At 33.2% G+C, this 14,417-nt stretch carries 12 protein-coding genes and 1 other annotated feature; of the genes, 10 read left to right on the top strand and 2 right to left on the bottom strand.

The window, feature by feature from the left end:
• Window positions 1-132: 132 nt before the first annotated feature.
• From FOD82_RS05055 to FOD82_RS05020, 8 genes are all read left to right on the top strand, one after another.
• Window positions 133-1,521 carry an amino acid permease gene (locus FOD82_RS05055; protein ID WP_144355392.1) on the top strand — a complete coding sequence of 463 codons (1,389 nt, stop codon included), beginning with the start codon at window positions 133-135 and terminating at the stop codon, window positions 1,519-1,521.
• A 70-nt stretch (window positions 1,522-1,591) separates the two neighbouring features.
• Window positions 1,592-2,548, top strand: coding sequence for a thymidylate synthase (locus tag FOD82_RS05050; protein ID WP_144355391.1), 957 nt, complete (start codon window positions 1,592-1,594; stop codon window positions 2,546-2,548).
• 10 nt (window positions 2,549-2,558) lie between these two features.
• Complete coding sequence (locus tag FOD82_RS05045) at window positions 2,559-3,077, top strand: dihydrofolate reductase (RefSeq protein ID WP_144355390.1); 519 nt, start codon at window positions 2,559-2,561, stop codon at window positions 3,075-3,077.
• Window positions 3,070-3,261: a hypothetical protein gene (locus FOD82_RS05040; protein WP_144355389.1), complete on the top strand. Its 192-nt coding sequence runs from the start codon at window positions 3,070-3,072 to the stop codon at window positions 3,259-3,261. The genes FOD82_RS05045 and FOD82_RS05040 overlap by 8 nt, the downstream gene beginning before the upstream one ends.
• An 88-nt stretch (window positions 3,262-3,349) precedes the next feature.
• Window positions 3,350-5,767, top strand: a complete 2,418-nt coding sequence (locus FOD82_RS05035) for a cation-translocating P-type ATPase (protein WP_144355388.1) — start codon at window positions 3,350-3,352, stop codon at window positions 5,765-5,767.
• Between the two features lie 63 nt (window positions 5,768-5,830).
• Window positions 5,831-6,070, top strand: a binding site (T-box leader).
• A gap of 47 nt (window positions 6,071-6,117) precedes the next feature.
• The gene (locus tag FOD82_RS05030; RefSeq protein ID WP_144355387.1) at window positions 6,118-6,972 is read left to right on the top strand and encodes a MetQ/NlpA family ABC transporter substrate-binding protein; all 855 of its coding nucleotides are present in this window, start codon (window positions 6,118-6,120) and stop codon (window positions 6,970-6,972) included.
• Window positions 6,973-6,988: 16 nt separating this feature from the next.
• Entirely contained in the window at window positions 6,989-8,047 is a 1,059-nt protein-coding gene (locus FOD82_RS05025; protein ID WP_144355386.1) for a methionine ABC transporter ATP-binding protein, read from the top strand.
• Window positions 8,040-8,741, top strand: a complete 702-nt coding sequence (locus FOD82_RS05020) for a methionine ABC transporter permease (protein ID WP_144355385.1) — start codon at window positions 8,040-8,042, stop codon at window positions 8,739-8,741. Before FOD82_RS05025 ends, FOD82_RS05020 begins: the two co-directional genes overlap by 8 nt.
• Window positions 8,742-8,806: 65 nt before the next feature.
• Here the strand turns inward: FOD82_RS05020 and FOD82_RS05015 are convergent, their stop codons facing one another.
• Together FOD82_RS05015 and FOD82_RS05010 are read right to left on the bottom strand one after the other, a co-directional pair.
• The gene (locus FOD82_RS05015) at window positions 8,807-10,051 is read right to left on the bottom strand and encodes a nucleoside transporter C-terminal domain-containing protein (protein ID WP_144355384.1); all 1,245 of its coding nucleotides are present in this window, start codon (window positions 10,049-10,051) and stop codon (window positions 8,807-8,809) included.
• A gap of 145 nt (window positions 10,052-10,196) precedes the next feature.
• On the bottom strand, window positions 10,197-11,066 hold the full coding sequence (locus tag FOD82_RS05010; RefSeq protein WP_144355383.1) for an SEC10/PgrA surface exclusion domain-containing protein: 870 nt from the start codon (window positions 11,064-11,066) through the stop codon (window positions 10,197-10,199).
• 538 nt (window positions 11,067-11,604) lie between these two features.
• Here FOD82_RS05010 and FOD82_RS05005 point away from each other — a divergent pair.
• Window positions 11,605-13,011, top strand: coding sequence for a class II fumarate hydratase (locus FOD82_RS05005; protein WP_144355382.1), 1,407 nt, complete (start codon window positions 11,605-11,607; stop codon window positions 13,009-13,011).
• A gap of 6 nt (window positions 13,012-13,017) precedes the next feature.
• Window positions 13,018-14,412 carry a flavocytochrome c gene (locus FOD82_RS05000; RefSeq protein WP_144355381.1) on the top strand — a complete coding sequence of 465 codons (1,395 nt, stop codon included), beginning with the start codon at window positions 13,018-13,020 and terminating at the stop codon, window positions 14,410-14,412.
• Window positions 14,413-14,417: the final 5 nt, after the last annotated feature.

The raw sequence follows: 14,417 nt of genomic DNA, 5'->3' as shown, positions 1-14,417 counted from the left end.
ATGAAAAAACTAGCCGATTTATTTCATGACTAGTTTTTTTGATTGACCTTGAAAAATGTTAATATCCATAATAAAATATTAAAGATTTAATAAATCGTGTTTTGAAAAATTTAATAATAAGGATAGATTTTTATGGAAGAAAAAAGGACAATTCCTAAGTTAAAACGAACCATGACTGCTGGTCAAATGGAAATGATTTCTTTGGGGGGAGCAATTGGAGTTGGTTTATTTATGGGATCTACTTCAACCATTAAATGGACTGGCCCTTCTGTTTTGCTAGCATATATGTTTGTAGGGCTGATTTTGTACATTGTTATGCGAGCTCTTGGAGAAATGCTTTATATTAATCCAGGAACTGGCTCATTTGCAGATTATGCTACAGAATATGTGCATCCCTTGGCTGGTTATATGGCCGAGTGGGCAAATGTTTTTGAATATATTGTTGTAGGGATGTCAGAAGTTGTTGCTGCAACGGAATATCTTAAATATTGGTGGCCAAATATCAGCGCACTTTGGTCAGGAATCATTATCATTGCATTTTTACTTTTGGCTAACTTAGCTAGTGCTAAAGCATATGCATCACTTGAATTTTGGTTTGCAATGATTAAAGTTGTAACCATTATCTTAATGATTATTTTAGGATTCATTGTGATTTTCTTTGGTTTAGGTAATGGAGGAAAACCAACGGGCTTTAGTAACTTATGGAGCCATGGTGGCTTCTTTACTGGAGGGGTTAAAGGATTTTTCTTCTCGATGTCAATTATCGTTGGTTCATATGAAGGAATTGAATTATTAGGAATTTCTGCAGGTGAAGTTGCTCAACCACAAAAAGCAATTGTAAAAAGTGTTAAATCGGTTTTACTTAGAATCTTAATCTTTTATGTAGGAGCAATTTTTGTAATTGTTACTATTTATCCTTGGAATAAGCTAGATAGTATTGGTTCACCATTTGTAACTACTTTTGCAAAAGTGGGTATTACCGCAGCAGCTTCAATTATTAACTTTGTTGTTTTAACAGCAGCTTTGTCTGGGGCAAACTCTGGAATTTATTCCTCAAGTAGAATGTTGTTTAAGTTATCCCATGATGGAGATGCTCCAAAGATTTTTAAGCATATTTCTAAGAGAATTGTTCCAGATCGTGCAATTATGGGAATTTCTGGCGGTATTTTTATTGGATTTATCATAAATACAATTGCATCACAATACAACCATTCAGCAAGTGATTTGTTTGTAATTGTTTTTAGTTCATCCGTTTTACCTGGAATGGTTCCATGGTTTGTAATTTTATTAGCGGAATTACGTTTCCGTCGCCACAATAAAGATATTATGGAAAAACATCCATTTAAGTTACCACTATATCCATTTTCTAATTATTTTGCATTTTTAATGCTTTTAGTAATCGTAGTATTTATGTTTATCAACCCAGATACTAGAATTTCTGTTTTAGCTGGCGCTTTGGTATTGATTGCGGCGGCAATAGTATATCTAGTTCGTCACCGTGGTGAAAACACAAAATCTTGAGTTTGTATTATCTAACTCTACAAGATGTGGTAGTCTATTAAGTAAACTATTAAAGAAAGAGGACTTACTAATGGCTATTTTAGAAACACCATATCTTGAACTGTTACAAAAAATTATGACTGACGGTCATGAAAAAATGGACCGAACACAAACAGGCACTCGCAGTTTATTTGGTGCGCAGATGCGCTTTGATTTATCTCAAGGCTTTCCAATTCTGACTACCAAGCGGGTGCCTTTTGGTTTAATTAAAAGTGAGCTGTTATGGTTTTTGCGGGGAGATACTAATATTCGCTTTTTGCTGGAACATAATAATCATATTTGGGATGAATGGGCATTTAAAAATTGGGTAACCAGTAATGAATATCAAGGCCCGGACATGACTGATTTTGGTTTAAGAGCTGCAAAAGATCCAGAATTTAAAAAAATTTATCAAGAAGAAATGAAAAAATTCAATCAAAAGATTCTTGATGATGAAAACTTTTCACAAAAGTATGGAAATTTAGGAAATGTTTATGGTGCACAATGGCGTCATTGGCAAAAACGTGCAGGTGGGTTTATTGATCAAATTCAAAATGTAATTGATCAAATTAAAAAAACACCAGATTCAAGACGATTAATAGTATCAGCTTGGAATCCGGAAGACATTCCAACCAGCGCTTTGCCACCTTGTCATGTTCTCTTTCAGTTTTACGTTGTTGAAGGAAAATTAAGTCTACAACTTTATCAAAGAAGTGGGGACATGTTTTTGGGAGTACCTTTCAATATTGCAAGCTATTCTTTATTGTTACATTTGATTGCTAGAGAAACAGGATTGGAAGTTGGTGAATTTATTCATACATTGGGAGATGCTCATATTTATAGTAATCATTTTGATCAAGTAAATGAATTGTTATCACGAAATGCATACGATTCTCCGCAGCTTTGGCTCAATCCTGATAAAAGTAACATTAAAGATTTCGCAATGTCCGATATTAAATTAATTGATTATAAACATCATTCTACAATTAAGGCTCCAGTAGCTGTTTAAGGGGAAAAATATGATAACGTATGTATGGGCTGAAGATAAAAAACATCAAATTGGTTATCAAGGACGCTTACCATGGCATTTACCTGCTGATTTAAAATATTTTAAAAGTCAAACAATGGGTCATCCAATATTAATGGGAAGAAAAACTTTTGACAGTTTACCTCATATTTTACCTGGACGTCATCATTTAGTATTGACACATAGTCAAGATTTTAAGAATAAGTATAAAGATAATCAGCAAGTAACTGTCTTTTTAAATAAAAAAGAATTATATACATATTTAGAAAAAAATAATGATGAAGATATTTGTGCAATTGGCGGAGTAAGTATATTTAAAATACTACTTGATAAGGTTGATTGTTTGAAAAAAACAGCAATAGATGCTAGTTTTAAGGCAGATACGGTAATGCCGCAGATTGATTACTCAAAGTTTGTTTTAATCAAAGAAGAAAAACATGAAGCGGATAATAAAAATGAATATGCTTATTCATTTTTAACTTATGTTAGAAAGGACAAAGATCATGGATAAAATTATTTATTCTGGCATTATCTTACTGATAGATATTGCAATCTTTATTATGCTGATTGTTGCCGCAATGAATACCGCCTGGCTATGGTGGGCAGTCGTTGGACAAATTATTGTCAGCTATGGCGTCTTTGACTGGCATATGGGTATCATCCATAAATTTAAGTCACACCAAGCTGCAGCTTAATTAATATTTTGTAAAAGAATTTCGTTATTAACGAGATTCTTTTATTTTTCCGTTATAATATATAAAAAATTGGATAACGGAGTTAGATATGAATTTTAAAAGAACCAATATAAAAACGGGATTAACTCAAGCAGAAGTAAATGAACAAATTTCTCAAGGACATGTGAACAAAGCTGTTGATGATCAATTTAAAACAACTGGTCAAATAATCGGTGAGAATGTTTTTACTTACTTTAATTTGATTTTTCTAGTGTTGTCAATTCTTTTAATTATGGTAGGTGCATATCGTGATTTGACATTTTTGCCAGTAATTATTTTGAATACTGTGATTGGGATTGTACAAGAAATTCGTGCTAAAAAAATATTAAGCAATCTTAATGTAATGAATGCGACAGAAGTTATTGTAATACGTGATGGAAAAGAAACTGAGATTCCAATTGAAGAATTAGTTAAAAATGATATTGTTAAATTACAAACTGGGGATCAAATTCCTGCTGATGGTGAAGTGGTTAAAGGAAATATTCGAGTTAACGAAGCACTTTTAACTGGTGAATCTGATGAAATTGTTAAAGCAGTGGGCTCTAATTTGATGTCAGGATCATTTGTCGTTTCTGGAACTGCATATATGCAATTGGAAAAAGTGGGGAAAGAATCTTATATTTCTAAATTAACCATGAAGGCTAAAGAAATGGGAACTACCGAACAGTCTAAAATGGTTCAGGCTATTAATCGTTTAGTCAAATGGGTCGGAATAATAATTATTCCATTAGGAATTGCACTTTTTAGCCAGAGTTACTTCTTTAATCATTCAGGTATTGAACGAAGCGTTGTTTCTATGGAAGCCGCAATTATTGGTATGATTCCAGAGGGACTTTATTTATTGACTACAATTGCTTTAGCTCTAGCTGCAACTCGTCTTGCGCAAAAGCAGGTAATGCTTCATGATATGAAAAGTGTTGAAACCTTAGCTAGAGTGAATGTTTTATGTGTTGATAAGACAGGAACAATTACTGAACCTAAAATGGCAGTAGAGAAAGTTATTAAGTCACAAAATATTAAAATTAATAATTTAAATCAAGTAATTGGTGATTTTGCTCAGAACATGCCTGCTGATAATATAACGATGAAGGCAATTAGTAATTATTTTAGTAAAGGAACTGGAAAAATTGCTAACGGTATTGTTCCTTTTACTTCAGTAAATAAATATTCCGGAGTAGTTTTTGATGATTATACATTAATAATCGGTGCTCCAGAAATGGTTTTGCGTACTCAATTTAATGACTATAAAACAGAATTTGAAAAATACGCTTCTCAAGGATATCGAATCTTAATTGTTGCAAAGTATCCAGAAATTTTAAGCGAAGAAAATTCGCAACTAGTTAAAAATGTAGAAGTTTTAGGATATATATTATTATCTAATCCGATTAGAAAAGAAGCCAAGGAAACTTTTGAATATTTTGTAAAGCAAGGAGTAGATATTAAAGTTATTTCTGGTGATAATCCTATTACTGTAGCTCGTGTAGCTAAGCAAGCAGGGATTAAAAATGCGGATAAATATATTGATGCACAAACTATTAAAGATGATGAGTATGAAGAAGCTGTTAAAAAATATGCTATTTTTGGTCGGGTAAAACCAGAACAAAAACGAAAATTTATTATAGCCTTACAAAAAGCAGGCAATACTGTAGCTATGACTGGGGATGGAGTTAACGATATTTTAGCTATGAAAAAAGCTGATTGTTCAATTGCTATGGCGTCAGGTAATAGTGCCGCAGTTCAAGCTTCCCAAGTTGTGCTGCTTGATTCTAATTTTGCTAAAATGCCGATGGTAGTTAATGAAGGTCGAAGAGTAGTAAATAATATTCAAAGATCTGCTAGTTTATTTTTAGTTAAAAATATTTTTAGTTTTTTAATGGCAATTTTTTCTTTGATTATGGTTATCAATTATCCTTTGCAGCCGGCACAAATAACTCTAATTTCAGCCTTTACAATTGGAATGCCATCATTTTTATTGGCGTTAGAAAGCAATCATAATCGAATTAGGGGCCAGTTTATTCCAAATGTTTTAGCAAAGTCAATTCCGGGCGGTATAACAGATATGCTTACAGTTAGTGTGATGGTTATGGTGGGCTTATACATGGATTTGGATCATGATCAAGTAGGAACGACAGCAACTATTTTGTTAATTGCTGTAGGGATGATGGTAATGTATCATATTTCAGCTCCGCTTAATAAATTCCGATTTAGTGTGATGATGCTATCACTTGCGTGTGTTATTTTATCAATAGCTTTTCTACCAAGGCTTTTTGCTTTGAAAATGGTTACTCCAAAAGTAATTTTTATTTTATTAGTATTGTTTTTCGCTGCAACGACAGTTTTTCGTTGGTTGTCGAAAATTATGGATGGAGTTAGCGAAATGTTTGTAGTTTATGATCAAAAAGGTCAAAGCACTACTTTAAGTGAGTTGAAACAGGCGTATGAGCGTGGAAAAAAACAAACTGCTTAAAAAATTAAATTTTTTATTGACAAGATTAAATCTAGATGATAAATTAATTTACAACAAATAATAAAACACATCTTGAAAAGCTGAGTAGCTAACTATTTACTTTTAAAGAGAGGCGATATTGTGGTGAAAGTCGTCAAGCAAATACTAGTGAATATGGGCTTGGAATGATGACTATAGGTGACTTTTAGAAGCCTAGAGCGGGTTTGCAGCCGTTATAATTGCAGGCTATTTTTGTAGCTAGTGAGGGTTATTGCGTGAGCAATAACTGAATTAAAGGTGGTAACACGAGCACTCGTCCTTGATTAAAGGATGGGTGCTTTTTTAATACAAAAAAACGGAGGATATTGAATATGAGAAAGAGAAGACGAAGAAATACAATTATTTGGTCGATAATTGCAGTTGTAATTTTAGTAGCAGGATGGTTTAGTTTCGGTCCAGGAATCAATACTAAATCAGAAGCTAAAGTGGTCACAGTTGGAATTGTCGGTGAGAGTAAGCAAGAAGAAGCCATTTGGAAAAGCGTTGCTAAAACTGCCAAAGAAAAATATGGCATTACTGTTCAAACTAAAAACTTTACTGACTATAATCAACCTAATAAAGCTTTAAAAAGTGGGGATGTTGATTTAAATTCGTTTCAACACTATGCTTTCTTGAAATCTTGGAATCAATCAAATGGAGGTGGTGTAGTTGCAATTGGTAAAACTTATATTGCTCCCATTCGCTTATATTCAAGAAAGTATCACAAGTTAAGCGATTTACCTGATGGTGCAACTATTGCTATACCAAATGATGCAACTAATGAATCGAGAGCATTATTTGTTTTAAAAAATGCTGGATTAATTTCTTTAAGAAAAAACAAAAAATTAGTAACAGTAGCCGATATTGTGAACAACCCTCATGATTTTAAAATTAAAGAAGTTAATGCTGAACAAACTGGGCGTGTTTTATCATCAGTAGATGCGTCTGTTGTTAATAATGACTATGCTGGACCTACAGGCTTAACTGATAAACAAACGATTTATACTGAACCTGTTAATAAAGATTCAGAAGAATGGATTAATATTATATGTGTTAAAAAGGATCAAGAACATAATAAAATTTATCAAGATGTTGTTAAGGCATATCAAACACAAGCAACTAAAAAGTTATATCACAAGTTTTATGGCAATAAGCAAGTAGCAGCTTGGGATATTAAGTTGAAATAAAAGGAGTTGAAAAAGAATGGGAATTATTGATATTAAGAATGTAGATGTTGATTTTTATCAAAAAAAGAAAGTTGTAAAAGCTGTAAAAGACGTTTCTTTAGAAATTGAAAAAGGAGACATCTATGGAGTTGTTGGCTTTTCTGGAGCTGGTAAATCAACCTTAGTGAGAACTATCAATTTGCTTCAAAAACCCAGCGCTGGCGATATTACCGTTAATGGTGTGGAATTTATAAAAAATGGAAAGCAAGTTATTTCAAATAAGAAATTACAGCTTGAACGTCGAAAAATTGGTATGATTTTTCAACACTTTAACTTACTTAATGAAACTACAGTTTTAGAAAATGTAGCTTTTGCTTTAAAACATGCTCGTCTTAGTGATGAAGAATTAGAAAAACGTTCTTTAGAATTGCTAGAACTTGTAGATTTAAAAGATAAGGCTGACTTTTATCCAGTTGAACTATCCGGTGGACAGCAGCAACGTGTCGCAATTGCTAGAGCATTAGCTAATCAACCAGATATCTTAATTTCTGATGAAGCAACGAGTGCCTTAGATCCACAAAATACACAACAAATTTTGGAATTGCTTAAAAAATTAAATAAAACATTGGGTCTTACAGTAGTATTAATTACTCACGAAATGGATGCCGTTAAGAAAATTTGTACTAAGGTAGCAGTAATGGAAAAAGGACGTGTAATTGAGCGAGGGAGCTTACGACAAATTTTCCTTCATCCTAAAAAAGAACTTACTAAGAAATTTGTTGGAGGGTCTTTAGAAGCAATCTCTACTTTAAATTCTCTGGACATTGATCGCTTAAGTAAAAATGAAGCTATTTATCAATTAGTATATAGTATTGGAAATGTTACAAAATCTATTATCATAGAGCTTTATCGCAAAATAGGAGCAGAAGCAAGTATGCTTTATGGAAATGTGGAATTATTAAATGATGAGCCGATTGGTACCTTAGTCGTATTAATTAAAGGGGATTCAAAAACACAAGAAAAAGCACGTGAATTCTTAGAAAAACAAAATGTCACAATTACGCGTTTAGATGAGAAGGGGAATGTATATGATTAATTGGATAGATAAATTTTTGCCAAATGTTGCTCAGCTAGGTTGGGGTGGAGATGCTGGCTGGGGAACCAGTATTTTTCAGACATTATTCATGACATTTTGGTCAGCTATTTTTGGAGGAGTTTTAGGAATTGTTTTTGGAGTGATTCTAGTTTTAACTAAAGAAGGTGGCGTTCGACCAAATAAGTTCTGGTTTAATGTTTGCGATAAACTTGTATCTATCTTTAGAGCTATTCCGTTTATTATTTTAATGGCCTTTATTGCACCAGTAACTCAAAAAATCGTTGGTACGCAAATTGGTATGAAAGCAGCTTTAGTGCCACTTACTTTGGGAGTGTTTCCGTTTTATGCAAGACAAGTTCAAGTAGCGCTTGAAAGTGTAGATACTGGTAAAATTGAGGCTGCTGAAAGTTTAGGAGCAACAACTAGTGACATCATATTTGATGTATATATTCGTGAAGCTCGTTCAGAACTTATCAGGGTATCAACTGTAACTATCATTAGTTTGATTGGACTTACAGCAATGGCTGGAGCTATTGGAGCTGGTGGTCTTGGAAACACTGCTATTTCATATGGTTATAATCGTTTCAATAGTGATGTAACTATTGTAGCTACAGTTTTAGTAGTTATTTTAATTTTCATTGTTCAAGTTGTAGGTGATTTCTTTGCTAAGAGAATGAATCATCAAAATAGATAAAATAATTAATCAATATAAAAAGCACATTTTTCATAATAGAAAATGTGCTTTTTGTTTAGTTATGTTTACCAAACAAATAATCCAATCATCGCAGCGGATAATAATGATACTAAAATTCCAGAAATTAATAAGTAAATTACATTTTTTGAAATTAAGTCATTCTTTTCCTTACTTACCATTCCTTTAAAAGCTGCAATGATCATTCCCAAAGTTGAGAAGTTAGCGAAACTTGTTACAAATGCAGTAAGTACTGCTTGATAGTGAGGATTAAAAGTATGGATAGTTTTAGTTACTTGACCCATAACAACGAATTCATTAGTAACTAATTTAGTTCCCATATATTGAGCAAATTGGAAAGCATTTTCGTGAGATAATCCCATTAACCATGCAAATGGATACATTACAATTCCCAATAAGTGTTCAAGTGACAGCCAAGGATTAATCAATCCTAAAACTTTGTTGATAAGAGCAGCTAAAGCAACAAATGCAACGACATTAGCAGTAATAATTAAAATTAATTTTCCTGCTCCTAAAATGGAATCTCCTAAGAAAGAAAAGAAAGGTTCTTTTTTAGGCTTGCCATTTTTATCTACATCTCCAATTTCTTCTTCAGCAACCGCCTCAGAACTTCCCATGGTGGCAATAGTATCTTCTTCTTTAGGTACTTTAACAGGATTTAACAAGGCAGTAACAATTAAAGCGTTAATTACATTGACTGGAATTGCTGTCAAAATGTATTGTGCAGGCATCATTTCAGTGTAAGAACCAATAATTGATGCAGTAACACAACTCATTGACATCATGGCTAATGTAAGATTACGTTGAGCATTCATTTTTTTTAGTTGAAGTGATGAAACAGCTAGAGCTTCGGTATTTCCTAAAAACATCATTTCAACTGCAAAGAATGATTCAAATTTAGGCTGTCCTGTAAGCCATGATAATCCTTTACCTACCCATTTAATAATAAATGGTAGAATGCCGATGTAAGTTAAAATGTCGAATAATGGAACAATCATTAAAATTGGCATTAAAACTTGGAAGAACCAATCCATTTGCTTAGTCTCAACAGCACTTGGAAAAGCAAATTTGATTCCTTGATATGCAACTTGCATTAATTGATCAAACATTGTTGCTGCACCGCTAACGATTGCACGACCAATTGAAAAACTAGTCAAAAACCAGGCGAGAACAACGTTAAATATAATCATTGTGATTACACCACGCCAGTTGATTGACTTTTTATCCTTTGAGCACAACCAGCCAATAAGGAGAAAAATTAAGAGACCGGCTATGTTAATGGCTAAATACAATAAATCCACCTCTTCTAAAAAAACAAACGGTATATAAAATTTTTCTTATATAAATATACTATTTGAAGAGGCAAAAAAGCAATAATTTTAATAAAAAAAGCCCAGAAAATTCGATTTCTGAACTTTTTAATTATAAAAATATAATCTACTTATTAAATTTTTTGTAGTTCTTAATATAGCGCTTAGCCACTCCAATCATATGGACACTAATTTTGGAGTCGTCATCTTTTAAACTGCTAAAACTTACACCAAAAAGTTTGGTTTTAGCGTCATACTTGCTCCGAAGTCCAAGTAAGTCTCCAGCATGTTCCCATTCGACATATCTTGAAGCATCATTCATTTGATTGTCGGAACCATAAAAACCGCCAAAGAGCATTTGTTTAACATTAAAATAAATTTGTTCTTTTAAAACTTTCATAGTTCGGGTATGACCATTGTATTCACTGGTGATTGGAAGGCCGGATTCATCTTCGTATACTTGACCAATTGTAGAAAGTCCAGATGCTTTAGCAGCACGCTTAATACCAGCAACATAGTGATCGGGATCCCAACAAGATTTATTATTATTAGTGTATTCAAGCGCTACACGATTGGCAAACTTTAAAGCATTGTCGCTATATGTCCAATCTCTTTTTCCCATTTGACGACGAGCAGAATTGATTAAAGATAGGGTATATTTGCTAATTTCAACTTGATCTGAATGACTCAAATGAAGAACATCAACGCTCCGATTATCACTAGTATCAGTATCAATAAACTTATTTTCTTTCATACCAGCAATTGAACCTTTAATAAGTTTATTGCGATTAGCTTTAGAAATGGTGCCTTCATTTTCTCTTAAAATATTGCTTTTAGTATATCCCGCTGACTTGGGTAAAGTAATAGAAGAAGTAACAGCTGCTTGGACGGTTTCTGTTTTAATATTAATTAGATGTCCATTATTAATATTTCCTGAAAAACCAGCAAATGATGCAACAATGCCAAATATAGCTAAAAATTTAAATTCTTTTTTCAATTTCCTAATCCCTCTATTTAAATAAATACTGTGTTATGTTTTTTATACTCAGAAAAGATAGTCACACTTTTTATGAGTTAAGTAGTCTGTTTTTCTTTACATAGAATAGAGTACCAGGATTAAATAAGCTGTCTAGATAAGAAAAAGTTAAATAACAAAAAGTAAGTGATTTATAACTTAGGTTATTTTCTAACTAAGCATTCTAGTGTCTTTTATTAAATGTTATTTATTTCTATACAGAACAATAAATAATTTCAATAAAATTCAAAAAAAGCAAAAATATATAAAATAATATATAAAAATAACTGGCATATTTAAAGTTAGAAGTAAGTCAAGTATCGGTAGTAAGCGTTTTTGCAATATACAAATCTTAAATTTATTTGTAAACATGAAATAATTAATATTTAAAATACTTAAAAATAGAGAAAGATTTTTAAAATTATTGAAAAAGAAAGCTCTTACATGTATGATAAAAGTTGAAAACAAGGTAGGTTATCACATAAAATAAAAGAAGCATATTGTAAAGGAGATATTTCGCATGACTGAAGAATATCGTATTGAATCAGATACCATTGGTCCTGTTAAGATTCCTAAGGAAGCTTTGTGGGGTCCGCAGACTGAACGTAGCCGTAATAACTTCCCAAGCGGTGAGTTAATGCCACTTGCTATTATCCGTGCATTTTTGCATCTTAAGAAAGCAGCCGCAGAAAGTAATGTTGAAGTAGGAGATGAACCTAAGGAAAAAGGTAAGGCAATTGAAGATGCAATTGACCATCTTTTATCCCTTAGTGATGAAGAATTACGCAAAGATTTTCCTCTTCATGTTCTTCAAACAGGTTCAGGTACTCAAAGTAATATGAATGTTAATGAAGTTGTAGCAAATCTTGCTAATAAGCTTTATCCAGGATTAGACATTTTACCTAATGATGATGTAAACCGAGGTCAATCTTCAAATGACACTTATCCAACTGTAATGAATATTGTGGCTATCGAAGCTCTTGATAAGCTTGAACCAGCAATTCAGCACTTAATCGATGAATTAGTAGTAAAAGAAAAGAAATATTGGAAGACTGTAAAGGTTGGCCGTACCCACCTTCAAGATGCGACTCCTTTAACATTTGGACAAGAATTATCAGGTTATATTTCAGCTCTTAAGCATGATCTTTCCTATATTAAGGAGCTAAAGCCAACTCTTTATGAATTGGCAATTGGTGGTACTGCTGTAGGAACTGGTCTCAATGCTGCTCCTGGTATGACTGAAAAGATTGCCGGTAAATTATCTGAAGTTTATGGACATGACTTTGAAGTTAATACTAATAAGTTCTGGGGGCTAGCACATCATTCTGGTCTTGACGTTGTTCATGGTGCTCTTAAGACATTAGCCGCTGATATGTTTAAGATTGCTCAAGATATTCGACTTTTGGCAAGTGGTCCAAGAGCTGGATATGGTGAGCTTAACATTCCAGCCAATGAACCGGGTTCAAGTATTATGCCTGGTAAGGTAAATCCTACTCAAGCAGAAGCTGTTACTATGGCAGCAGCAAAAGTATTTGGAAATGATACAACAATTACATTTGCGGCTAGTCAAGGTAATTTTGAAATGAATGTTTTCAAAACTGTAATGATTGCTAGTTTCCTTGATTCATGCGATATTTTAACTGGTACTATTCGTGGTTTTGCAGATAAGATGATTCATGGTTTAACTATTAATGAAGAAAGAATGGATGATCTTCTTGATAATTCATTAATGACTGTAACTGCACTTTCACCACATATTGGTTATCATGATGCAGCAAAAATTGCACAAAAAGCTGATAAAGAAGGTACTACTTTACGTGAAGCTGCTCTTGCTAGCGGCAAAGTAACGCCAGAGCAATATGATGAATGGATGGATTATATGAAGATGACCAATGTAGATAAAGATAAACCTGAAGAAAGTAAGTAGGAAAAGATGGCAAAATTTATTTTTAACCCCAAAAATCTTAACCAGCTAAAGCCAACTTATGATGCAGTTATTGTTGGCGCAGGGGGAACTGGCTTAACAGCTGCACTTCAAGCTCATGAACTTGGTTTAAAAGTGGCTGTATTAGAAAAAAATGAAAATTTGGGTGGAAATACTAATCGCGCTTCAAGTGGCATGAATGCATCTGAAAGTTTAGTTCAGCTTAATGAAGGTATCATTGATAATAAAGAAGATTTTTATAAAGAAACTTTAAAGGGTGGCGGTCTTCTTAATGATCGCGAAATGCTCAGATACTTTGTTGATCATTCTGCCATTGCTATTTCTTGGCTGATGGAACATGGTATTGATTTAACCGATTTAACAATTACAGGTGGGATGAGTAAAAAGCGTGCCCATCGTCCAGCTTCAATGGCTCCTGTGGGAGGATATTTAGTTAGCGGACTTCTTAAGCAAATTGAAAAAGAAAGCATTGATGTTTTTAATAATGTTAAAGTAACTAAGCTTTTGCAAAAAGATGATAAAAGTGTAGATGGAGTCGTTGTTGAAACTAAAGATGGCGAAAAAACTATTCGTGCAAAAGCTGTTCTTTTAGCAAGCGGAGGATTTGGTGCTTCAAAAGAATTAATGAAGAAGTATCGTCCAGATTTGGTTGATTATAAAACAACTAATCAGCCTGGTGCAACTGGAGATGGACTTAAGCTTGCAGAAGATGTAGATGCACAACTTATGCAAATGAATTTTGTTCAAGTTCACCCAACTGCTCAAACTGATACTGATCATACTTATTTGATTGGTGAAGGTGTTCGTGGTGAAGGAGCAATTTTAGTTAATAAAGAAGGTAAGAGATTCGTTAATGAACTAACAACACGTAAAATTGTTTCTAATGCAATCACTAATCTTAATGAAGATGGTGCTTACCTTGTTTTTGACCAAGATGTGCGCGATCACTTCAAGGCAATTGAATTTTATGATCATGTTGGTCTTGTTGAAAGTGGTGAAAGTTTAGCTCTACTTGCAGAAAAAATTGGTGTGAATGCTAAAAACTTAGAAGAAACTGTTGCAAAGTGGAATCAAGATGTAGAAAACAAGGATGATAAACTTTTTGGCAGAACTACAGGAATGGAACGGGAGCTTAATCACGCCCCATATTATGCAATTCATGTTCATCCAGCAATCCACTATACAATGGGGGGAATTCATGTAACTCCTGAAACAGAAGTTTTAGATAGTAATGGAAATATTATCAAGGGATTATATGCTGCTGGAGAAGTTTCAGGAGGACTTCATGGCAATAACCGTATTGGTGGTAATTCAATTGCTGAAACTGTAATTTTTGGTCGTCAAGCAGGGATGCAAATGGCGAAAAATATTGAAAATAAGTAATAATT

Origin of the sequence: Lactobacillus sp. LL6 (genome assembly GCF_007570935.1) — a bacterium.
Classification (GTDB): domain Bacteria; phylum Bacillota; class Bacilli; order Lactobacillales; family Lactobacillaceae; genus Lactobacillus.
The sequence above is the reverse complement of the archived record's forward strand: the minus strand, read 5'-3'. Positions and strand labels throughout refer to the sequence as shown.